General features: G+C 72.4%; 21 protein-coding genes and 1 tRNA gene. 8 read left to right on the top strand and 14 right to left on the bottom strand.

What is annotated here, in order from left to right; all coding sequences use genetic code 11:
* Window positions 1-37: 37 nt before the first annotated feature.
* From FHX81_RS17530 to FHX81_RS17515, 5 genes are all read left to right on the top strand, one after another.
* A complete protein-coding gene (locus FHX81_RS17530; RefSeq protein ID WP_141979193.1) occupies window positions 38-1,363 on the top strand; it encodes an NAD(P)/FAD-dependent oxidoreductase in 1,326 nt (441 codons plus the stop codon).
* Window positions 1,364-1,557: 194 nt separating this feature from the next.
* Window positions 1,558-1,680 carry a hypothetical protein gene (locus FHX81_RS42615; protein ID WP_267935188.1) on the top strand — a complete coding sequence of 41 codons (123 nt, stop codon included), beginning with the start codon at window positions 1,558-1,560 and terminating at the stop codon, window positions 1,678-1,680.
* Window positions 1,681-1,683: 3 nt separating this feature from the next.
* Window positions 1,684-2,802, top strand: coding sequence for an ATP-grasp domain-containing protein (locus tag FHX81_RS17525; RefSeq protein WP_141979192.1), 1,119 nt, complete (start codon window positions 1,684-1,686; stop codon window positions 2,800-2,802).
* On the top strand, window positions 2,783-3,853 hold the full coding sequence (locus FHX81_RS17520) for a SagB family peptide dehydrogenase (protein WP_141979191.1): 1,071 nt from the start codon (window positions 2,783-2,785) through the stop codon (window positions 3,851-3,853). Before FHX81_RS17525 ends, FHX81_RS17520 begins: the two co-directional genes overlap by 20 nt.
* Before the next feature lie 87 nt (window positions 3,854-3,940).
* Window positions 3,941-4,014, top strand: a tRNA-Leu gene (locus tag FHX81_RS17515).
* Window positions 4,015-4,132: 118 nt separating this feature from the next.
* Here the strand turns inward: FHX81_RS17515 and FHX81_RS17510 are convergent.
* The 11 genes from FHX81_RS17510 to FHX81_RS17460 all read right to left on the bottom strand — a co-directional run bounded on the left by FHX81_RS17510 (window position 4,133) and on the right by FHX81_RS17460 (window position 14,308).
* On the bottom strand, window positions 4,133-5,761 hold the full coding sequence (locus tag FHX81_RS17510; protein ID WP_141979190.1) for a DUF885 domain-containing protein: 1,629 nt from the start codon (window positions 5,759-5,761) through the stop codon (window positions 4,133-4,135).
* Between the two features lie 54 nt (window positions 5,762-5,815).
* On the bottom strand, window positions 5,816-6,463 hold the full coding sequence (locus tag FHX81_RS17505; protein WP_141979189.1) for a LuxR C-terminal-related transcriptional regulator: 648 nt from the start codon (window positions 6,461-6,463) through the stop codon (window positions 5,816-5,818).
* Window positions 6,415-7,692, bottom strand: coding sequence for a sensor histidine kinase (locus FHX81_RS17500; RefSeq protein ID WP_141979188.1), 1,278 nt, complete (start codon window positions 7,690-7,692; stop codon window positions 6,415-6,417). Before FHX81_RS17500 ends, FHX81_RS17505 begins: the two co-directional genes overlap by 49 nt.
* A gap of 41 nt (window positions 7,693-7,733) precedes the next feature.
* Window positions 7,734-8,621, bottom strand: a complete 888-nt coding sequence (pqqB, locus tag FHX81_RS17495) for a pyrroloquinoline quinone biosynthesis protein PqqB (RefSeq protein ID WP_141979187.1) — start codon at window positions 8,619-8,621, stop codon at window positions 7,734-7,736.
* A complete protein-coding gene (gene pqqE / locus FHX81_RS17490) occupies window positions 8,618-9,679 on the bottom strand; it encodes a pyrroloquinoline quinone biosynthesis protein PqqE (RefSeq protein ID WP_141979186.1) in 1,062 nt (353 codons plus the stop codon). Before pqqE ends, pqqB begins: the two co-directional genes overlap by 4 nt.
* Window positions 9,672-9,941, bottom strand: a complete 270-nt coding sequence (pqqD, locus tag FHX81_RS17485; RefSeq protein WP_141979185.1) for a pyrroloquinoline quinone biosynthesis peptide chaperone PqqD — start codon at window positions 9,939-9,941, stop codon at window positions 9,672-9,674. Before pqqD ends, pqqE begins: the two co-directional genes overlap by 8 nt.
* The gene (gene pqqC / locus FHX81_RS17480; RefSeq protein WP_141983984.1) at window positions 9,938-10,651 is read right to left on the bottom strand and encodes a pyrroloquinoline-quinone synthase PqqC; all 714 of its coding nucleotides are present in this window, start codon (window positions 10,649-10,651) and stop codon (window positions 9,938-9,940) included. The genes pqqD and pqqC overlap by 4 nt, the downstream gene beginning before the upstream one ends.
* Before the next feature lie 124 nt (window positions 10,652-10,775).
* Complete coding sequence (gene pqqA / locus FHX81_RS17475) at window positions 10,776-10,871, bottom strand: pyrroloquinoline quinone precursor peptide PqqA (protein ID WP_141979184.1); 96 nt, start codon at window positions 10,869-10,871, stop codon at window positions 10,776-10,778.
* A gap of 75 nt (window positions 10,872-10,946) precedes the next feature.
* Window positions 10,947-12,110: a polysaccharide deacetylase family protein gene (locus tag FHX81_RS17470; RefSeq protein WP_141979183.1), complete on the bottom strand. Its 1,164-nt coding sequence runs from the start codon at window positions 12,108-12,110 to the stop codon at window positions 10,947-10,949.
* 60 nt (window positions 12,111-12,170) lie between these two features.
* On the bottom strand, window positions 12,171-12,869 hold the full coding sequence (locus tag FHX81_RS17465; protein ID WP_246107862.1) for a class F sortase: 699 nt from the start codon (window positions 12,867-12,869) through the stop codon (window positions 12,171-12,173).
* Between the two features lie 11 nt (window positions 12,870-12,880).
* The gene (locus FHX81_RS17460) at window positions 12,881-14,308 is read right to left on the bottom strand and encodes an MSCRAMM family protein (RefSeq protein ID WP_141979182.1); all 1,428 of its coding nucleotides are present in this window, start codon (window positions 14,306-14,308) and stop codon (window positions 12,881-12,883) included.
* Between the two features lie 249 nt (window positions 14,309-14,557).
* Here FHX81_RS17460 and FHX81_RS17455 point away from each other — a divergent pair, with 249 nt between their 5' ends.
* Window positions 14,558-15,376: a Bax inhibitor-1/YccA family protein gene (locus FHX81_RS17455; protein WP_141979181.1), complete on the top strand. Its 819-nt coding sequence runs from the start codon at window positions 14,558-14,560 to the stop codon at window positions 15,374-15,376.
* A gap of 138 nt (window positions 15,377-15,514) precedes the next feature.
* Here FHX81_RS17455 and FHX81_RS17450 read toward each other — a convergent pair whose 3' ends face one another.
* The 3 genes from FHX81_RS17450 to FHX81_RS17440 all read right to left on the bottom strand — a co-directional run bounded on the left by FHX81_RS17450 (window position 15,515) and on the right by FHX81_RS17440 (window position 17,854).
* Window positions 15,515-15,721: a hypothetical protein gene (locus tag FHX81_RS17450; protein ID WP_141979180.1), complete on the bottom strand. Its 207-nt coding sequence runs from the start codon at window positions 15,719-15,721 to the stop codon at window positions 15,515-15,517.
* Between the two features lie 61 nt (window positions 15,722-15,782).
* The gene (locus FHX81_RS17445; RefSeq protein WP_141979179.1) at window positions 15,783-17,003 is read right to left on the bottom strand and encodes an acetyl-CoA C-acetyltransferase; all 1,221 of its coding nucleotides are present in this window, start codon (window positions 17,001-17,003) and stop codon (window positions 15,783-15,785) included.
* A gap of 56 nt (window positions 17,004-17,059) precedes the next feature.
* Complete coding sequence (locus FHX81_RS17440) at window positions 17,060-17,854, bottom strand: SGNH/GDSL hydrolase family protein (protein WP_141979178.1); 795 nt, start codon at window positions 17,852-17,854, stop codon at window positions 17,060-17,062.
* Window positions 17,855-17,950: 96 nt separating this feature from the next.
* On the opposite strand from FHX81_RS17440, the gene FHX81_RS17435 reads away from it, so the two are divergent.
* Both FHX81_RS17435 and FHX81_RS17430 read left to right on the top strand, forming a co-directional pair.
* The gene (locus FHX81_RS17435; protein WP_141979177.1) at window positions 17,951-19,321 is read left to right on the top strand and encodes a cystathionine beta-synthase; all 1,371 of its coding nucleotides are present in this window, start codon (window positions 17,951-17,953) and stop codon (window positions 19,319-19,321) included.
* A gap of 150 nt (window positions 19,322-19,471) precedes the next feature.
* Complete coding sequence (locus tag FHX81_RS17430) at window positions 19,472-20,563, top strand: RDD family protein (protein WP_141979176.1); 1,092 nt, start codon at window positions 19,472-19,474, stop codon at window positions 20,561-20,563.
* Window positions 20,564-20,599 lie beyond the last annotated feature (36 nt).

The raw sequence follows: 20,599 nt of genomic DNA, 5'->3' as shown, positions 1-20,599 counted from the left end.
TGCGCCGGAAAGCCCCACCCGGTGCGACCATGTGTGTATGGCTGCTGTGAAGTCGCAACCCACACGGATCGTGATTGTCGGCGGTGGGTACGTCGGCATGTACACCGCGCTGGGATTGCAGAAGAAGCTGCGTTCCGGCGAGGCGTCCGTCACGGTGATCGACCCCCAGCCGCACATGACCTACCAGCCGTTCCTCCCCGAGGCGGCGGCCGGTTCCATCGAGCCCCGCCACGTCGTGGTGCCCCTGCGCAAGGTCCTCAAGCGCTGCCACGTGGTCACCGGCCGCGCCACCCGCATCGAGCACGAGCGCAAGGCCGTCACGGTCGAGCTCGCCGACGGTCACGTCGAGGAGTACGAGTACGACGTGCTCGTCTCGGCGCTCGGCGCCATCTCGCGCACGCTGCCCATCCCGGGCCTGCCCGAGGTCGGCATCGGCATGAAGACCATCGGCGAGGCCATCTACCTGCGCAACCACGTGCTGTCGCGGCTCGACCAGGCCGCCAGCACGAACGACCCGGAGCTGCGCAAGCGGCTGCTGAGCTTCGTCGTCATCGGCGGCGGCTTCGCGGGCATCGAGACGCTGGCGGAGCTGGAGGACATGGCCCGCTACGCGCTGCGGTACTACGAGGGCCTCAAGCAGTCCGACATGCACTGGGTGCTGGTCGAGGCCACCGGCCGGATCATGCCCGAGGTGAGCGCGCGGCTCGGCGTCTACACCGTCGAGCAGCTCGAGAAGCGCGGCATCAAGTGCTACCTCGACACGCGCGTCAAGAGCATGGAGGGCGGCCACGTCGTCCTGGACGACGGCACCGAGTTCGACTCGGACACCATCATCTGGACCGCGGGCATGAAGGCCAACCCGATGCTGCGCAACACCGACCTGCCGCTCGACGAGCGCGGCCGGGTCCGGTGCACGGCCGCGATGCAGGTCGTGGGCCTGCCGGGGGTCTGGGCCGCGGGCGACTGCTCGGCCGTGCCGGACCTGTCGCGCACCGAGGAGGACCCGACGGCGACCTGCGTGCCGAACGCGCAGCACGCCATCCGGCAGTCCAAGCTGCTGGCGAAGAACATCGTGGCCACGCTGCGCGGCAAGCAGCCGAAGGACTACTTCCACAAGTACCTGGGCTCGGTCGCGGGCCTGGGCCTCTACAAGGGCGTGGCCGACGTGTTCGGCCTGCGGTTCAAGGGCGTCGTCGCCTGGTTCATGCACCGCAGCTACCACGTCATGTTCATGCCCACGGTCAACCGCAAGTTCCGGGTGTTCGTGGACTGGACGCAGGCGCTGTTCTCGGGCCGCGAGGTCGTCGCCCTCGGCCAGATCCACGAGCCGAAGGCCGAGTTCGACCGGGCCACCAAGAGCTGATCGCGGACGGCCCCGCGCACGCTGCGCCGATCGGGCGTGGCAGGCCGGGGCCGTCCGGCTGAGTCCTCGACCTTGAGCCCCCATACGGGCTAACGCAGGGCCAGTCGCCTTGACATTGCGTAACGTGAACCCGAGAATACAGCTGGTGCATCGCCTGAATGTGTGATGCATCAGTGGGGAGAGAGGTGACCGCGATGTCTCTCGAGGAGCTGGCCGCACAGCTTCGCCGCGGTGAGATCGAGGATCGTGCGCTGGCGGAGTACTCCGCGGAGTACGCCACCGCCGAAAAGCGTTTTTGCAGCAAGAAAGACGACTGAGTCATGACCGTCTCCGGGTGGGGGAACGAGACCGTTCCCCCACCCGAGGCCGCCAGACCGGCGAAACCGCCCCCGCTGTTGCTGCAAGGCCAGGACTACCTCTTCCGGTCGCAGCCGAAGTGCCTGGACTTCCAGGAGCAGGTGCACCGCCTCGGCATGGTCGACGAGGGCGACGGCAGCCCCGTGCCGTGCGTGCTCGTCCTGGCCCGCGCCGCCGACATGGAGATGAACGAGCTCTCCATCGCGCTCGCCGAGCGCGGCATCCGGATGGCCCGCATCGACGCCGACCGCTCCGCGGACCTGCCGCTGACCGTCTACACCGACCAGCCGCTGCTGGAGCTCGACCGCTGGCTGCTGCGCCCCCTGCTGGTGTGGCGCAGGCACTTCGAGCTGACCGCCCTGCCCCACGAGCCCGGCACGCTGGCCGGCGCGTACGCGGTGGACCAGTGGGGCGCCGTCGCCGAGTGGCTGTCCAGCCGCGCCGACTGGGCGCACGTCAACCCCAGCCGCAACACCTCCCACCTCAACCGGCTCACCCAGCTCGCCGACGCCTCCGCGTTCGGCCTGCGCGTGCCGCGCACCACGGTCACCACCCGGCCCGGCCGCACCCGGCCCGGCGGCGGCCGGTGCATCGTCAAGACCTCCGGCCGCCACCTGCTCGAACCGCGCCCCGGCATGCAGCACGGCCTGTTTCCGCGACCGCTGGAGACCAGCCGGTCCGGTGACGTGCCCGAGTCCGCGCCGGTGATCGTGCAGGAGTACGTGCCCTCCGACACCGAGCTGCGCGTGTTCGTGGTGGGCGAGCGGTGCCTGGCGTTCCAGGTCGACAAGCTGGACCCGGCGCAGCTGTGGGTCGACCCCGAGGCGGTCCGCGTCACGCCCGTGGACGTGCCTGCCTCGCTGACCGACCGGCTGCTCGCCCTGGCCCGGCACTGGCGGCTCCAGGTCGCCGCGTTCGACCTGCTCCTCTCCGGCGGCGACCACGTGTTCCTGGAGGTCAACGTCAACTGCGACTGGCGGTGGTTCGAGCACCGGGCGCAGGACTCCCGGGTGTCGGACGCCGTGCACGGGTGGGTGGCGGCGCGCTTCAAGGAGCTGCTGGGTGCGGGCAAAGGTCGCTGAGCACGCGACGCTGTTCTACGCCGACGGGGCCGTGGTGTGGGACGACTACCTCCACCACCGGCAGTTCGCGATCAGTGAGACCGCCGAGCTGCTGTGCCGCAAGTTCACCGAGTTCACCGACGTCGACGCGCTGCTCGCCCCGCTGGCCGAGGCGGACCGGGCGGCGCTGCGCAAGGTGTTGGACGAGCTGGTCGAGGCCGGTGTGCTGATCGTCGAGGGCTCGCCCGAGCACGAGGAGGAACGGCGGCTGCTCGCCGCGTGGGGCGAGTGGGGCACGGCGGCGCGGCACTTCCACTTCGCCAGCCGCACCCTCGCCGACGCGCCCTACCAGCGCTCGGAGGAGCACGACGCCCTGCTGGACGCGAAGCTGGCCGCCGAGCCGCCGCCCGCGCCGTTCCGCAGCCTGGGCCGCACGGCGGTGCTGCTGCCCCGCCTGGACGGCACGGCGAAGTGGGCGCGGGAGGGCCTGCTGGACGTGCTGCTGTCCCGCCGCACGACACGCGAGTTCGGGCCGGGGCCGCTGCCGCTGACGAAGGTCGCCGAGCTGCTGGCCGTGCTGAGCGGGCCGTCGCCGGTGCGGTCGCGGATCGGGCGGTCCGGCACGGTGTTCAAGACCAGCCCGTCCGGCGGCGGGCGGCACCCGGTCGAGCTGTACGCGCACGTGCGCTCGGTCGAGGCGCTGGAACCGGGGTGGTACCACTACGACGGGCTCGCGCACGCGCTGGAGCCCGTCGGGGTGACGTGGGGGCCCGCCGAGATGGCGGCGGCGGCGGGCGACCAGGACTGGGTGGGGCGCGCGCCGCTGGTCCTCGCGTACACCGGCGTCCTCGAACGGACCAGATGGCGTTACGACACGTCACGTGCTTACCGTGTTGTGCAAATGGACGTAGGCCATCTGTCCCAAACGGCTTATCTGGTAGCTACGGCAATGGGATTTGGTATCGGCTTCACCGCAGCATTGCGGGATGAGCTCGTCGAACAAGCACTCGGCTGTGACGCTTATCACGAAGTCGTACTCGGTCTGAGCGCCTTGGGTCCATTACCCGAATGAGCGCAATAGCGGATCTCATTGAGCCGTGCGGGGGACTTCTTCTGAACCTGCCCCACGAACGCTCGGTAACCGCTTAGGCTCCCCGCTGCCCCCGTAGCCCAACCGGTAGAGGCAGGCTCCTTAAAAGAGTCACAGTACGGGTTCGAATCCCGTCGGGGGCACGTTCGGCGCCGGATTGACTTCACCCATCTGCCGGGTGAACGCAGCGCGGTGCGTCGTTGCCGGTCACCGTCACGTCACCCGGTCGGACCTGCGTCCGACCGGATGACCCGTCGACGTTCAGCGCGTGCGAACCCATTCCGCGACGACTTCGGCCAGCACGGCCAGCGGCAGCGGTCCGCCGCCCAGCAGCACGTCGTGGAAGTCGCGGATGTCGAACCGCTCGCCCAACGCCTCCTCGGCCGCCGCGCGGATCCGCAGGATCTCCAGCCGGCCCACCATGTACGCCAGCGCCTGGCCCGGCGCGGCGATGTACCGGTCGACCTCGTTCTCGATCTCGACCAGCGCCAGCGGCGTGTTCCGCAGCATGTACTCGACCGCGCGCTCGCGGCTCCACCCGTGCGCGTGCAGGCCCGTGTCCACGACGAGCCGTCCGGCGCGCATCGAGTCCATCGCCAGCATGCCGAGCCGCGCCACGTCGTCGGAGTACAGGCCCATCTCGTCGGCCAGCCGCTCGGTGTAGAGCCCCCAGCCCTCCAGGTACGCGGTCACGGACGCGACCCGGCGCAGCATCGGCAGCTCGGTGAGCTGCTGCGCGAGCGTGATCTGGAAGTGGTGCCCCGGCACGGCCTCGTGGAACGCGATCGCCTCGGCCTGGTACCGGAACCGCTCCTGCACCCGGTAGGTGTTCGCGTAGTACGTGCCCGCCCGCAGGCCGTCCGGCGTCGGCGGCGAGTAGTAGGCGATCGGCGCGCCCGGGGCGTCGGCCGCGGGCACCGGCTCGACCTGGCAGCGCTGCTCGGGCACCCGGCCGAACCAGCCCGGCGCGGCCTGCTCGGCCCGGGCCACGGCCTCGCGCGCGGCGGTGATCAGCTCGTCCTCGGTGCCCCAGCGCAGCGCCGGGTCGGTGCGCATCCGCTCCAGCACCTCGGCCACGTCGGACGTGCCGAACACCCGCTGCCCCAGCTCGGCGTACTCGTGGGAGAGGCTCGCCATCACGTCCAGGCCGGTCCGGTGCAGCTCCTTGGGCGTGCGGTCGGTCGTCGTCTGCGCCCGCGCGAGTGCCGCGTACATCGCCTCGCCGTTCGGCAGCCAACCCAGGCCCACCCGGTCCGACGGGCGGCCCTCGATGCCCGCGACGACGTCCCGGTAGGCCGCGAACGCGGGCCGCACCACCTCGGCCAGCAGGCGCTGCCGCTCGGCGTCGAACTCCGCGCTGCCCGCCGGACGCGCCAGCGGGTCCTCCTCGGCGGCCAGGTACCGGTCCAAGTGCGCCACGGCGGCGTCCACGAGGTGCTGGACGGGCGTGCGGCCCGCCGCCGCGCCCGCGAGCTGCCGGTCGGCGATGCGGCGCAGGAAGTCGGGGACGCCGGCCAGCCGGTCCAGGTAGGCCCGCTCGGACTCCGGCCCCGACAGCACCGTCGTCGGCATGACCGTCAGCACCTCGCCCGCCGGGGCGAAGAACGAGTCGGTGATCGTGTACTCGACGCCCAGCGCGTCGATCTGGTCCACGATCGCCTCGGCCTGCTGCACGACCACCGCACGCGTCACCGGGTCGTCGTCCGCCGGCAGAGCGCGCGCCCGGTCGGCGATGTCGACCGCCCGCGCCCGTGCCGCCTGCTCGGTCTCGGCCCGGTGGTCGGCCAGCAGGTGGTCGTACCCCGGTACGCCGTAGACGGTCGCCCCCAACGGCGACAGCGTGAACATCAGGTCGAGCAGTTCGTCGGCCAACTCCGCGGTCGTGCCCATGCGCACCCCCTGGTCGTCGTGGAAACCAAGATGGTACTTAGCCTAAGAAACGATTTACACCCGGTCCAAATACGCGAGCACGGCGAGCACCCGCCGGTTGTCGTCCTCGGACAACGGCAGGTCCAACTTGCCGAAGATGTTGGCGATGTGTTTGCCGACCGCTTTCTCGGTGACGAACAGCCGCCCGGCGATGGCGCCGTTGGAACGGCCCTCGGCCATCAGCGACAGCACTTCCCGCTCGCGCGGCGTCAACGTGGTCAGCGGTTGGTCGCGCGCGCCGCGGGCGAGGAGTTGGTTGATGACCTCGGGGTCCATCGCGGTGCCGCCCGCGGCGACCCGGCGAATGGCGTCCACGAACTGCTTGACGTCCGACACCCGGTCCTTGAGCAGGTACCCCACCGCGCCGCCCCGGTCGGACAGCAGCTCCCGCGCGTACAGCTGCTCCACGTACTGCGAGAGCACCAGGACGGGCAGCCCCGGCACCCGCTTGCGCGCCTCGATCGCCGCCCGCAGCCCCTCGTCGGTGAACGTCGGCGGCAGGCGCACGTCGACCACCGCCACGTCCGGGCGGTGGTCGACGAGTGCCTTGAGCAGGGCGGGACCGGAGTCGACCGCCTCCACCACGTCGAAGTCGTAGGCCTCCAGGAGCCGGATCAGGCCGTCCCTGAGGAGGACGAGGTCTTCACCGAGGACAACTCGCACGGCAGCTCCATGGTCACGATGGTCGGCCCGCCCACCGGGCTCGCGATGCCGAGTGTGCCGTCGAACGCGGCCAGCCGGCGCTCGATCCCGCGCAACCCGCCACCGTCCGTCGCCTCCGCGCCGCCCCGCCCGTTGTCGCCGATCATCAACGCCAGCCTGCCGCCCTCGTACCGCACGCGCACCCACGCGCTCGTCGCGCCGCTGTGCTTGGCCACGTTCGTCAACGTCTCGGCCACCGCGAAGTAGGCCGCCGACTCGACCGGCGCCTCCGGCCGCCCGGCCAGCTCCAGGTCCACCTCCACCGGCAGCGGGTGCGCCAGCGCCAACGCGCGCAGCGCGCCGTCCAGCCCCCGGTCGGCCAGCACCGGCGGGTGGATGCCCCGCACGAGCTGCCGCAGCTCGGCCAGCGCCTGGGTGGACGACTGGCGCGCCTCGGCCAGCAGCTCCTGCGCCGCCCGCGGGTCGCGGGCCAGCAGCTCCTCGGCCATGCCCAGGCTCAACCCGAGCGCGACCAGCCTGGCCTGCGCGCCGTCGTGCAGGTCCCGTTCGATCCGGCGCAGCTCGGCGGCCTGCGCGCCGACCGTGTCGGCCCGCGAGTCGGACAGCACCCGCACCCGGTCGGTCAGCGCGGCGGTGGCGCTGGGTGCGAGCAGCCACCGGGCGACGGTCGCGTGCAGCCTGGCGGCACGCGGCGTGGCCCACCAGGCGAGCACCAGGAAGGCGATGCCGAGCAGCGGCGCGAGCACGAAGTTGCCCGGGGTGTCGTAGTCGATCCCGACGTACTCGACCCGCCCGTGGTCGAGCCAGATCAGCGGCACCACGAACCCCAGCACGCCGTTGACCCAGAACCCGACCGGCAGCACGCCGCACAGCACGCCGGTGATCGCGTTGACCGGCAGGAACGCCAGGTCGCGCCACGTCGCCGGGTCGGTGGCGATGGTGCGGACCCTGGTCATCGGACCCCGGTTGGCGGGCAGCCGGTACGGCGAGGGGATCTCCACGTCCAGCACGCGCGCCGCCCACCAGCGGAAGAAGCCGGTGTAGCGGCGGGCCAGCGCGGTGAACAGCAGCAGCAACGGCACGCCGACCGTCACCAGGATCAACGGGTAGGCGTAGAGCTGGAGCGGGACCAGCAGCAGCCCCGCGACGCACAGCGGTGTCCGAGCCAGGCCCAGCGCGGCCTGCGTGAGCCGGGCGCCGGCGGCCCGTACCAGGTCGTGGTCGGTCATGGCGCCGATTCTTCCGGCAGGCCGCAGGGAAATCGGTGGGCTTAACCCCCCAATGCGGGCTGGAGCGCGATCACCGTGCCGTCCGGCACGACCTCCGCGCCCGCCGCGGTGACCTCCGCGTGCTCCGGTGACGCCGGGTCCAGCACCGGGTTGGTGTTGTTCAGGTGCGTGTAGATCCGCCGGGTCGACGGGTGCCGGCGCAGCCGCGGCAGGCTGTCCGCGATCGGCAGGTGGCCCATCGCGGCCTGCCCGCTCGGCCGCCCGGTGGCCGCACCCATCTCGGCGGGCCCGTGGAACGTGCCGTCCAGCAGCACCACGTCGGCCTCGGCCACCAGCGCGTCGAAGCCGTCCGGCCAGGAGGCGAGGCACGGCGCGTACAGCAGCACGCCGCCGGTGGCCGGGTCGCGGAACCGGTAGGCCACCACCCAGGGGCCGGGCGCGTCGGCGGCGTAGCGGGGTCGCTTGCCGCCGACCCCGAACGCGGTGACCTCCACCCCGCCGGCGAGCTCGAACGGCTGTCCGGGCTCGACCTGCCGCCACTCCCACTCGCCGTACGTCCCCAGCACGGCCCGCGTCGGCGCCAGGGCGTGCAGCACGGCCGCCGGCGCGTGGACGGTCAACCCGGGCGCGCCGCGCAGCACGCCCAGGCCCAGCGTGTGGTCCAGTTCGGCGTCGGTGCACAGCACCCCGCGCACCGGCGTGTCCCGCGGGCCGGGACCGGGCGCGAGGTCCGGCGTGGCGGCGAGCTGCGCGCCGATGTCCGGCGAGGCGTTGACCAACCACCACCGGACCCCGTCGCCGCTGACCGCCACCGCGTCCTGCGTGCGCGCCGGCAACCGCCCGGACCGCACCGCCGCGCACGGCCCGCACGCGCAGTTCCACTGCGGCACGCCACCACCGGCCGCCGTGCCCAGCACGACGACCTTCACCGCACGACCGCGCGGTGCTCGACGTCGGTCGGGTCGCCCGCCAGGATCGCGTCGACCAGACCCCGGTGCGGCGACAGCGTGCACACCGGGTCGGTCGCCGCCGCGTCACCGGTGAGCTGGAACGCCTGGCAGCGGCACCCGCCGAAGTCCAGCTCGCGCCGGGCGCACGACCGGCACGGCTCGCGCATCCAGTCGAATCCCCGGAAGGCGGTGAACGCGGGCGACGAGCGCCAGATGTCGCCCAGCGGCCGGTCCCGCACGTTCTCCACGCCCAACCCGTCGATCACGCCCGCCGCCGGGCACGGCAGCACGTCACCGTTGGGCGCCACGGTCAGCTGCCGCGCGCCCCACCCGTGCATGCACGGCTTGGGGTGCGCCTCGTGGTAGTCGGCGACCACGTGCACGATCTCCATCCCGGACCGGGACCGCGCGGCGGCCACCGCCCCGGCCGCCCGCGCCACCTGCTCCCGGGTCGGCAGCAGCGCGGCCCGGTTGCGCAGCGCCCACCCGTAGTACTGGGTGTGGGCCAGCTCCAGCCGGTCCGCGCCCATCCGCTCGGCCAGTGCCACGAGCTCGTCGACGTGGTCGACGTTGAGCCGGTGCAGCACCACGTTCACGGTCAGCGGCAGCCCCGCTCCCCGCACCACCTCGGCCGCGCGCAGCTTGGCCCCGAACGCCTTCACCCCGGCGATCCGGTTCGCCCCCGCCTCGTCCGCGTCCTGCACGGACAGCTGCACGTGGTCGACGCCGGCCAGCCGCTCGACGGTCAGCCCCAGCCCGCTGGTCACCAGGTTCACGTAGCAGCCGAGCCCGGCCGCGTGCCCGACCAGCTCCGGCAGGTCCCCGCGGGCCAGCGGTTCCCCTCCCGACAGGTGCACCTGGAGCACGCCCAGCGCCCGCGCCTGGTCGAACACCGAGCACCACGTCGCGGTGTCCAGCTCGTCGCCGCGCGCGACCAGGTCCACGGGGTTGGAGCAGTACCCGCAGCGCAACGGGCACCGGTGGGTCAGCTCGGCCAGCAGCCCGAACGGCGCGGCCACCCCGGGCGGCTCAGCCATCGACGTCCACCACCCGCCGCGCCACCAGCCGCGTGACCAGCTCGGCCACGTCGTCCGCCCGCACCCCGTCGAACTGCTCGGCCAGCCGGCGCGCGATGCCCGCCACCGACGTGCGGCCGTCGCACAGCCCGACCACCGCCGCCGCGGTCTCGTTGAGCACCAGCACGCCTTCCGGGAACAGCACCACGTGGCTCTCCCGAGTCTCGTCGTACGCCGTCCTCACGCCCCGGCGCAGGCGCGGCACGGCCGTCAGCGCGGTCATGAGTAGTAGTCCACGGCGTCGAGCACCGCCCGCAGCACGTCGCACTTGAACGCCAGCGCGGCGACCGCCGCCTCCTGCTGCCCGCGCGTGCGGCAGTGGCGCACCACGATGTCCACAGTGGACTTCCCTTCGTCGGCGACCACCTCCAGCCGGTCGGTGAAGTAGGCGAAGCCCTCCTCGGCGATCCACGGGTAGTGCTCCCGCATGTCCACCAGCCGCCGCGCCATCAGGCCGCGGGAGAACATCTCGGTCAGCCCGGACGCCACCGCCTCCACCCACGGCCGGGTGCGGGCGAACGTCACGTAGGCGTCCACGGCGAACCGGGTGCCGGGCAGCACGTGCCGCTCGTCCAGCACCTCCTCGCGGGTCAACCCGACGGCCTCGGCCAGGCGCAGCCACTTCTCCACACCGCCTTCCCCGGGCTGGCCTTCCCCGGGCCCGCCGCCGTCGTGCCAGACGATCCGCTCCCGCCACACCCGGCGGACCCCCACCTCCGGGCAGTTGGCCAGGATCGCGGCGTCCTTGCGCGGTATCGCCTGCTGGTAGTACCAGCGGTTGGCGGCCCACAGCTGCAACTCGTGCTTGCTCAACCGGCCCTCGTGCAGCCGGAGGTGGAACGGGTGGCGGTCCCAGTAGCGGGGCGCGAGGCCGCGCAGGCGCGCGGTGAACTCGGCGGGGGACAGCGTGGCGGAGCCGGGCGTCTCGGGCATGAGCACGGGGGAGGGGCACCTCTCGGTACGCGGGCGCCGCGCCCCTCCGGCCGCCGGAGGGCACGGGCGGGCGCGGACGGGCGCGGCGGTGTCGGCGCGGCGGTGTGGGCGCGGCGGCGTCGGCTCAGCCGCGAGCGGCGTAGGCGGTGACTTCCATGGGGGTGTCGACGTCCCGGAAATCGGGCTCGACCCAGGGGCGCTTCTCGGGCTCGGTGGTCATGCGCAACTCCTCGGATGGTGGTGCTTCTCCGTGGGGCGGCGGTAACCCACCGTAGAGCTCCCGGCGGCTACCGCGCTAGTTCCGTGCGGCGGGTATGCGTCTCAACTGTTCCAGCACCACCGGATCCTGCAACTGCATCCACTGGATCACCTCCGTATAGGTGGCGCACACCGTTTCGGGCTTGACGCACACCTCGCCGAGGAACCCCTCCACCGCGCCGCTGAACGCGCCGCCCGCCCAGTCGTTGAAGTGGTTGCCGATCACCACCGGCGCACGGTTGCCGTTGATCGCCGCCTGGTACACCGACCGGTAGGTGTCCAGCACGATCCGGGTGAAGTCGGCGGCCCGCTCCGGCTCCTCCTTCGCGCCGTTGAGCGCGTACCAGAGGTTGAAGTCCATCATCACGACCTGCTTGCCCAGCGCGGGCACGCGCACCTCCGGCATGGGGAACTCCCACACGCCGTCCTGCACGAACGGCCACACCACGCCCAGGCTCACGTGGCTGGTGTCGTAGGCCAGGCCGTGCCCCCGCATCGCCGGGAACGCCTGGCCCCAGTCACCCTCCAAGCACGGCGTGCGGCCGCCGCGCACGGCCGCCGGGTCGAGCTTGAACCCCTGCTGCCGGGCCTTCTCCACGATGGCGCGGAACAGGTCCAGCTCCCGGTTCCACTGCTCGGTGTTCCAGGTGCCGACGTTCGGCTCGTCACCGACGCAGAAGTGCCCGTTGTAGTGCGTGCCGATCTCGTGGCCCGCGTCGAGGGCGGCGTTGAGGTAGCCGATCCGCAGCGCCACGTCCGCGCGGCTGCCGCCGAACCCGATCGACGAGTAGCCGGCCCGGTGGCCCGGACCGGTGTAGGTGGCGGCCTCGTCGTCCGGCACCAGGTACACGCCCGACAGCAGGCCGGTGACGTGGGCGTTCGCCCGTTCCGCGATCGGCATGATCCGGTCCCAGTGCGGCTTGGACGCGGCGCCGTCGAAGGAGAACAGCACGAACTGGGGCGGCTTCTCGCCCGGCAGCATCCGCCGCATCCACGACGGCGGCGACGCCGAGGCGGGCACGGTCGGCGAGGCGGCGGCGCTGCTGCTGCCGGTCGTGCGCGGCGCCATCGGCAGCGGCGCGGCCAGGTCGCCCACGTCGTGCCCCGGTTCGGGTTCCCGGGCGCCCAGCACGGCCAGCACCACGAGGGTGAGTGCCAGCGCGACGCCCGTGCTCGACCAGCCCCATCGCTTCACAACCACAGGACGACGGAAGGTAGCCGGAGGTTGCCTCTTCGTGACGTGATCACGGCCGGTGACCGCTCAGGGCACGGGGGTGGCGGTCACGACCTGGTTCTCCTCGTAGCCGGTGTCGCCGCCGACCCACCGACCGCCGCACGTCACCAGCACCAGCCGGTGCGCGCCGCGCGGCCCGAACAGCTCGACCGCCCGGGACGGCAGGTCGTCCTTGCGCACCGTCTCGACCTTGCCGACCTGGAACCGGAACGCGCGGCCCGCCGTGTCGACCACGGTCACGCCCTGCCCGACCGCCGCGCGCCACAGCTCGTCGAACGGCCCGGTCAGGCCCTTCCAGTTGACGTGCCCGGCGAGCACCGTCGCGCCCTCGGCCGCGCCGAGGTCCACGCCCCACCAGGTCGCCTCGCCGAGGGCTTCCGGGACCGGCAGCACGCCGGCCGCGGTGACCTCGGCGCGCACCAGCGTGGCCGACCCGCCGCCGGGCAGCCGCACCGTGCCGGGCTGCTGCTCGGGCGGATCGGCGGGCGGCGGGGCGGCGGTGGTGGTCGTCGCCGGTGGGGGTGACGCGGGCGGGTTCCCGCCGACCGGCATGCCCGCCAGGTCGATGCCGCGGCCGGAGCGCGCGCTGTCGCCCAACGGGTGCGGCACCACGGCGTCACCGGGGACCGGGCTGCCCGCCAGCACGACGTCGGGCGCCCGGGTGGACACCAGCGCGGCGGAGGCGACGAGAGCCGCCACCGCCGCGCCGGTCAGCAGGGCCTTCACGGAACCGGACCTCACCGGCGAGCGGTCGCCCGCCGCCGCACCAGCAGCCCGACCAGCGTCGCGCCGACCAGCACCACACCGCCGAACCCGACCAGCGCGCCGGTGGGCACCTCGGTGGTGAACGCGGCCTTCGCGACCACGCCCGCGCCCTCCGAACCGGCCGGGATCGTGATCGGGACGACCGGCTTGTCCGGCTTGTTGGTCAGCGCGAGCGCCAGCGTCTGCCCCGCCTGGACGGTCCCGCACACCTTGGGCGGCGCGTTCGGGTCGAAGAACTCCTCGTAGCCCTTGGCCGGCGCCACCTCGGTCAGGCACACCTCCTGCGGTGTGCGCAGGTCCGGCACCTCGGCGGTGCCGTCGGCGGAGGTCTGCAGGACCAGCGGCGTGCCCTCGGGTCCGGTCAGCTCGGAGTCGTCCTGGCGCTTCGCGGCCTTGCCGTCGGGCCCGGTCACCTTCAGCGCCACGCCGGCGATCGCCTTGCCGGTCTCGGCGTCGGTCTTGGCGACCTTCACCACGCCCGGCGGGGTCTTCGCGGTCGTCGACGCGTTCGCGGTCAGCTTCTTCTCGCCGCCGGTGGTGACGATCCGCTGCATGTCGTTGTTCGCGGGCACGTGGACCTTGGGCCGGTCGGCCGGGCTGTCCAGCTTCACCGTGACCGACGGGTTCGGCCCGGTCGGCACGACCTGCACGGCCAGCGCCTTGCCGTCGGTCGAGGTGGTCAGCTCGGCGGTGGCGCCGCCGGACTCCAGCGTGGCGTCGGTCACCTCCACCGTCACCGGCGCGCCGGCCACCTGGCCGCCGTCGGTCTTGGTGATGTCGACCACCCAGGTGTCGGGCGTGCCGATCACCTGCTCCTTCGCCGGGGCGCTCACCTTCGCCGCCCACGGGCCCCGGTTGGCCGCCGCCTCCTCCTCCAGCCGCTTCACCGCCTGCTGGGCCTGGCCGAAGCGGTTCGTGTCGCCGAGCTGCCGGAAGTGGAAGTCCGGGTTGTAGGCGATGTGCCGGAAGTCGCTGTTCGGGTCGAGGGAGATGCCGTTGGCCGGGTCCTCGTACGCCGTCCACGTGTGCAGCAGGTGCGCGAGCGCCGCCGCCTCGTCATTCGACTGGGTGTTCGCGTACCTCAACAGGAGGTAGGAGATGCTGCCGGCGACGTCGTCGCGCAGCCGCGCGCCGCCCTTGGAGAGCAGCTCGTCGCCCTCCTTGTACTCCACGTTGCTGTCCGGCGCGAGCAGCGAGTACTGCACGCACCACACCAGCTGGCCGCGCCACTTGTAGGCGCCGAGCCAGTCGCCGCCCGCCGGTTTGTCGCGGTACCCCTGCGGGTCGGTCCAGTGCCCCGGGCCGTGCTCCACCAGCGGGGGTTGTGCGCCCGCGGCGGGTGCGGCGAGCAGGGCCAGACCGGCCGCGAGCACCGCGCCGGCGAGTCGTCTCCACACCATGATGTCCTGAACCCCTCGGGCGCGCCGGTGGGCGTCGCCGGTCGGTGAGAGCTGCCGGCACTGAGCCTTACGGGTCCGAGATCACGTCGACAAGCCACCAGCGGGGTGGAACCGCGACTACGCTCCGCAGCGCGGGGTGTGGATCCGAGATCGACAGTCCGAGTAAAGTCGCTTTTACCCGACGGGAACCGATCGACTCGTGTGGTCGTTGAACCCCGTGACGGCGTCAGCACGCCACAGGAGGACGAGGTGCGTACCACCAGCAACCCCGCGTTCCGCAACCTGCCGACCAGCGGCGGTGGCGGTAACTACGCAGGCTTCGGCCAGCCCTACCAGGGGCAGCAGCAGTACGGCGCGCAGCAGTACGGCGGCTACCAGCCGGCTCCGCCGACCACGGGTGAGCGCCCGATCACGATCGACGACGTGGTGACCAAGACCGCCACGACGCTCGGTGTGGCCATCCTCACCGGCTTCGTCTCGGCGTGGATGGTGCTGTCCGGCGCGGTCGCGCCGTTCGCGCTCGCCGTGCCCGGCATGATCGTCGGCCTGGTCCTGGCCCTGATCATCATCTTCAAGCAGAAGCCCAGCGGCCCGATGGTGCTCGCCTACTCGGCGGCGGAGGGCGTGTTCCTGGGCGCCATCACCGGCGTGTTCGAGGCGATCTTCCCCGGTATCGCCTGGCAGGCGATCCTGGGCACGTTCGGCGTCTTCGGCGCGATGCTCGTGGTCTACAAGACGGGTGCGATCCGCGTCACGCCGCGCCTGACCAAGTGGATCATCGGCGCCACCGTGGGCGCGGCCGTGCTCATGCTCGGCAACCTGCTCCTGGGCCTGTTCGGCGTGAACATGGGCCTGCGCGACGGCGGCACCCTGGCGATCGTCTTCAGCCTGGTCGTGATCGGCATCGCCGCGTTCAGCTTCCTGCTGGACTTCGAGGCCGCGAACGAGATGATCCGGGGCGCGCTGCCCGCGAAGTACGCCTGGCTCGCCGCGTTCGGCCTGATGACCACGCTGGTCTGGCTGTACCTGGAGATCCTGCGCCTGCTGTCCTACTTCCAGAACGACTGACCCACCCCGCACGATGACCGAAGGGCGTCCCGGCCACCGGGACGCCCTTCGCCATTCCCGAGTGTCGAACGCCCGGGTCCCGAGAGTCCTACGCCCAGGACCCCTGAATTCAACGCTCGGGACGGACGAGCCGGGACGTCAGCCGCGCCAGGAGTGGTCGGCCTCCATCGCCGACCCGACCTCCACCAGGCACGGCACGCACAACGTCCCGCGCGCCGCCCGCACCACCCGGTCGGGCGGCACGGAGTGCGCGCACGCCGCCTCGAAGTACGCCGCCGACGCCTGTTGCGCGGAAAAGGCGTGGCACAGCCGGTCGTACCCGCTGTGCCACCACACGTACGTCATGGGCACCCCGACCTCCCTCACTCGGAGGTAGGACGTCGGTCAACACCTGTCGTGACGCGGTTCAGCTCAGCCGTTCGAGCACCATCGCCATGCCCTGGCCGCCACCGACGCACATGGTCTCCAGGCCGAACTGCTTGTCGTGGAACTGCAGCGAGTTGATCAGCGTCGTGGTGATCCGCGCCCCGGTCATCCCGAACGGGTGACCCACGGCGATCGCGCCACCGTTGACGTTGAGCCGGTCCAGGTCGATGCCCAGGTCCCGGTACGACGGGATGACCTGCGCCGCGAACGCCTCGTTGATCTCCACCAGGTCGATGTCCGAGATCGACATCCCGGCCAGTGCCAGCGCCCGCTTCGACGCCTCGACCGGCCCGAGCCCCATGATCTCCGGCGACAGCCCGGACACGCCGGTGGACACGACCCGCGCCAGCGGCGTGATGCCCAGCTCCTTCGCCTTCACGTCGCTCATGATCACCAGCGCCGCCGCGCCGTCGTTCAACGGGCAGCAGTTGCCCGCCGTGACCCGCCCGTCCGGCCGGAACACCGGCTTGAGCCCCGACACGCCCTCGATCGTCACGCCGGGCCGCGGACCGTCGTCGGCCGACACGACCGTGCCGTCCGGCAGCGTCACGGGCGTGATCTCGCGCGCCCAGAACCCGTTGGCGATGGCCTTCTCGGCGAGGTTCTGCGACCGCACGCCGAACTCGTCCATCTCCTGCCGCGTCACGCCCTTGGCCAGCGCCAGGTTCTCCGCGGTCTGGCCCATGGCGATGTAGATGTCGGGCACCTGCCCGCCGAGCCGCGGGTCGACCCACTCCGCCGCCCCGGACCCGGCCACGGCGGCCGTGCGGGCCTCGGCGTCGGCGAACACCGGGTTGTGCGTGCCCGGCCACGAGTCCGACGACCCGCGCGCGAAGCTGGACACCGTCTCCACGCCGGCGCTGATGAACACGTCGCCCTCGCCGGCCTTGATGGCGTGCAGCGCCATCCGGGTCGTCTGCACGCTCGACGCGCAGTACCGGGTCACGGTCGTGCCGGGCAGGTTGTCGTAACCCGCCAGCACCGACACCACGCGGCCCATGTTGAAGCCCTGCTCGCCGCCGGGCAGGCCGCAGCCGAGCATGAGGTCGTCGATGTCGTTCGGGTCGAGCTGCGGGACCTTCGCCAGCGCGGCCTTGAGGACCTGCACGGTCAGGTCGTCGGCGCGCACGTCCTTCAGGGAGCCCTTGCCCGCGCGCCCGATGGGCGACCGGGCGGCGGAGACGATCACGGCCTCAGGCATTACGGAACTCCTTTGTTTCGCCGCAACGTGTGACGTGCAGCCTAGTTAACGCCCGTTCAGCGCGGCCACCACTCGTGACGAAGGACGCCGCACAGCGGGGCCAGCAGGATGGACGTCGCCGCCTCGTACCCGGTCGCGCTCGGGTGGAACCTGTCCCGGCTGAAGTAGTCGGCGTGCCGCGCCCGGAACTCCGCCGCCAGCAGGTCGCCCAACGCCACCGCCACGCCGCCCGCCCGTTCCACCTCCACCCGCTGCGCCCGCGCCAACCGCCGCGACCAGCCGCGCGCCACCGACCGCAACGGCTCCGCGATCGGCCGCACCGTGCCCAGGTCCGGGCACGTGCCGACGACCACGCCGACCCCCGCCGCCCGCAGTCGCCGCACCTGCGCCCCCAGCAACGCCGCCGACACCGGGATCGACAGCCGCGTGGTCACGTCGTTCGCCCCGATGATCACCAGCGCCACGTCCGGCGGGTCGGCCACCACCCGGTCCACCTGCGCCGCCAGGTCCCGGGACGTGGAGCCGGAGATCGCGTACGTCTCCAGCCGCACCGGCGCGCCCACCTCGTCGGCCAACCCCGTCGCCAGCACCACGCCCGGCAGCTCGGTCACGTCGTCCACGCCCAGCCCGGCCGCCATCGAATCACCCAGCACGGCGAACCGCACCGGCGTCCCGCCGCCCTCCCCGGACCCGGCCACCCCGTACACCCCGTCGGCGCGCAACGGCGGCGCGTCGGGCACGCCGATCACCACCCGCGCCCGCCGCGACTGCTCGCTGACCAGCCCGTAGGCCACCCCGGTCACCGCGCCCAACGCCCCCGCGACCACCGCGAGGAGCCGGTACCCCCGCATCGGCACCTCCCTCTCCCGACCCCATCGTCCACCGGGCCGACCACCGCGCCACCGATATACGCTCAGCGCGTCATCTCAAGAAGTGGAAGGTCCGTCGTGGAGTACGTCGAGAGCGTCGTAGACCTGGTCGGCAACACGCCGCTGGTGAAGTTGAACGCGGTCGCCGAAGGCCGCCGGCCGCTCATCCTGGCCAAGGTCGAGTACCTCAACCCCGGCGGCAGCGTGAAGGACCGCATCGCGCTGCGCATGGTCGAGGCGGCCGAGCGCAGCGGCGAGCTCCAGCCCGGCGGCACGATCGTCGAGCCCACGTCGGGCAACACCGGCGTCGGCCTGGCGCTCGTGGCCCAGCAGAAGGGCTACAAGTGCGTCTTCGTCTGCCCGGACAAGGTCAGCGTGGACAAGCGCAACGTGCTCAAGGCCTACGGCGCCGAGGTCGTGGTGTGCCCGACCGCGGTGGCGCCGGAGCACCCCGACTCCTACTACAACGTCTCCGACCGCCTGGTCGCCGAGATCCCCGGCGCGTGGAAGCCCAACCAGTACGCCAACCCGGAGAACCCGGCCAGCCACTACCACGGCACCGGCCCGGAGGTGTGGCGGCAGACCGAGGGCCGGATCACGCACTTCGTCGCGGGCGTCGGCACCGGCGGCACGATCTCCGGCACGGGCCGCTACCTCAAGGAGGTCTCCGAGGGCCGCGTGAAGATCATCGGCGCGGACCCCGAGGGCTCCGTGTACTCCGGCGGCAGCGGCCGGCCGTACCTGGTCGAGGGCGTCGGTGAGGACTTCTGGCCCGACGCGTACGACCGCGACGTGTGCGACGAGATCGTGGCGGTGAGCGACGCGGACTCGTTCGAGATCACCCGGCGGCTGGCCCGCGAGGAGGGGCTGCTCGTCGGTGGCTCGTGCGGCATGGCCGTCGCGGCGGCGCTGCGCGTGGCCGACAGCGCCGGCCCGGACGACGTGATCGTCGTGCTGCTGCCCGACGGCGGGCGGGGCTACCTGTCGAGCGTGTTCAACGACAAGTGGATGGCCCAGTACGGCTTCCTGTCGCCCGACACGTCCGGCGCGACCGTCGGCGACGTCCTGCGGCGCAAGGACGGCACGATGCCCGACCTCGTGCACGGCCATCCCAACGAGACGGTCGCCGAGGCGGTCGCGATCATGCGCGAGTACGGCGTCTCCCAGATGCCGGTCGTCAACGCCGAGCCGCCCGTGATGGCCGCGGAGGTCGCGGGCGCGGTCAACGAGCGGGACCTGCTCGACGCGCTGTTCACCGGCAAGGCGCAGCTGACCGACCGGCTGGACCGGCACATGTCGTTGAAGCTGCCCACGATCGGCGCGGGCGAGTCGATCAGCTCGGCCATGTCGGCACTGTCCTCAGCGGACGGTGCGCTGGTGCTGGAGGACGGCAAGCCCGCGGGCGTCGTCACCAGGCAGGACGTCCTGGGTTTCCTCGCCGGTCGCTGACCGGCCCCCCGAGGGCGGTCAACGTGTCCCGATCCACGTCGCGGATCGGGACACGTTGACCGGTTGGGCGTGGCCAGGGCGGTCCCATCCGCTAGCGTTGGCCACCGACTCATACACCTACGGCCCGTGCCAAGGGGGTTGGAAACTCCGATGAACGCTCCGCAGCCGCCAGGAAACCAGCAGTTCGGCGGTCAAAACCAGCAGGAGCAGGGGCAGGGTGCCCAGCCCCCGAACGCCGACGCGACGCAGGTCGTGCCGAGCGGCGGTCAGCCCCCTGCTTTCCCGCCGCCGGAGGCGACCCAGGTCGTGCCCTCCGGCCAGCAGCAGCCCCCGTCGAACCCGGACGCGACCCAGGTCGTGCCGCCGAGCGCGACGCAGCAGCCCGCGTCGAACCCGTACGGCCAGCCGGTGCAGCAGCCCGGCTCCGGCGCGTTCCCGGCGCAGCAGCCGCCCGCCTACGGCCAGCAGCCCCCCGCCCAGTACGGCCAGCAGCCGTACGGGCAGCAGCAGCCCTACGGCCAGCAGCCGGTGTCCAACCCGTACGGCCAGCCGCAGGCGAACCCGTACGCCCAGCAGCAGCCGCAGTCCAACCCCTACGGCCAGGCGCCCGCGTCGAACCCGTACGGCCAGCCGCAGCAGCAGGCGTGGGGCGCGCAGCCCGGGTACCCGGCGCAGGCCGCTTACGGCGCGCCCGCGGGTGGTTACGCCGAGTGGGGCAGCCGCGCGGTCGGCGCGCTGATCGACTACCTCGCGCCGGGCCTCGTCGTCGGCATCCTGGCCGGCATCGGCGCGGCCACCGGTGACCCGACCCTGTCGTTGATCCTCAGCGGTGTCGGTTACCTCGCCCTCATCGGCTTCATGATCTACAACTCCTGGTACCTGGCGGGCACCACGGGCCAGTCGATGGGCAAGAAGGTCGCGAAGGTCAAGCTCATCAAGGAGGAGACGGGGCAGCCGATCGGCTTCGGCAACGCCTTCGTGCGCCACCTGTGCCACTTCGTCGACTCGCTGCCCTGCTACGCGGGCTGGTTCGCGCCGTTGTGGGAGGCCAAGAAGCAGACGTGGGCCGACAAGATCATGGGCACCGTCGTGGTGAACGCGCCCGAGGGCGCGGCGCCCGGTGGCTACCCCGGTGGCTACGGCCAGCAGCAGAACCCGTACGGCCAGGCGCCCGCGTCCAACCCGTACGGCCAGCCGCAGCAGCAGAACCCCTACGGCCAGCAGCCGCCGCAGCAGTGGTGACCGCTTGACCGTTCACCCGACCGCCCGTCGGCCTTC

The organism is Saccharothrix saharensis (genome assembly GCF_006716745.1).
GTDB lineage: Bacteria > Actinomycetota > Actinomycetes > Mycobacteriales > Pseudonocardiaceae > Actinosynnema > Actinosynnema saharense.
The sequence above is the reverse complement of the archived record's forward strand: the minus strand, read 5'-3'. Positions and strand labels throughout refer to the sequence as shown.

Excerpts from the sequence above, each read along its gene's own strand:
- FHX81_RS17530 (WP_141979193.1), top strand. The coding sequence starts at position 38 with ATGGCTGCTGTGAAGTCGCAACCCACACGGATCGTGATTGTCGGCGGT.
- FHX81_RS42615 (WP_267935188.1), top strand. The coding sequence starts at position 1,558 with ATGTCTCTCGAGGAGCTGGCCGCACAGCTTCGCCGCGGTGAGATCGAG.
- FHX81_RS17525 (WP_141979192.1), top strand. The coding sequence starts at position 1,684 with ATGACCGTCTCCGGGTGGGGGAACGAGACCGTTCCCCCACCCGAGGCC.
- FHX81_RS17510 (WP_141979190.1), bottom strand. The coding sequence starts at position 5,761 with ATGGGCACGACCGCGGAGTTGGCCGACGAACTGCTCGACCTGATGTTC.
- FHX81_RS17500 (WP_141979188.1), bottom strand. The coding sequence starts at position 7,692 with ATGACCGACCACGACCTGGTACGGGCCGCCGGCGCCCGGCTCACGCAG.
- pqqE (WP_141979186.1), bottom strand. The coding sequence starts at position 9,679 with ATGGCTGAGCCGCCCGGGGTGGCCGCGCCGTTCGGGCTGCTGGCCGAG.
- pqqD (WP_141979185.1), bottom strand. The coding sequence starts at position 9,941 with ATGACCGCGCTGACGGCCGTGCCGCGCCTGCGCCGGGGCGTGAGGACG.
- pqqC (WP_141983984.1), bottom strand. The coding sequence starts at position 10,651 with ATGCCCGAGACGCCCGGCTCCGCCACGCTGTCCCCCGCCGAGTTCACC.
- pqqA (WP_141979184.1), bottom strand. The coding sequence starts at position 10,871 with ATGACCACCGAGCCCGAGAAGCGCCCCTGGGTCGAGCCCGATTTCCGG.
- FHX81_RS17460 (WP_141979182.1), bottom strand. The coding sequence starts at position 14,308 with ATGGTGTGGAGACGACTCGCCGGCGCGGTGCTCGCGGCCGGTCTGGCC.
- FHX81_RS17450 (WP_141979180.1), bottom strand. The coding sequence starts at position 15,721 with ATGACGTACGTGTGGTGGCACAGCGGGTACGACCGGCTGTGCCACGCC.
- FHX81_RS17445 (WP_141979179.1), bottom strand. The coding sequence starts at position 17,003 with ATGCCTGAGGCCGTGATCGTCTCCGCCGCCCGGTCGCCCATCGGGCGC.
- FHX81_RS17440 (WP_141979178.1), bottom strand. The coding sequence starts at position 17,854 with ATGCGGGGGTACCGGCTCCTCGCGGTGGTCGCGGGGGCGTTGGGCGCG.
- FHX81_RS17430 (WP_141979176.1), top strand. The coding sequence starts at position 19,472 with ATGAACGCTCCGCAGCCGCCAGGAAACCAGCAGTTCGGCGGTCAAAAC.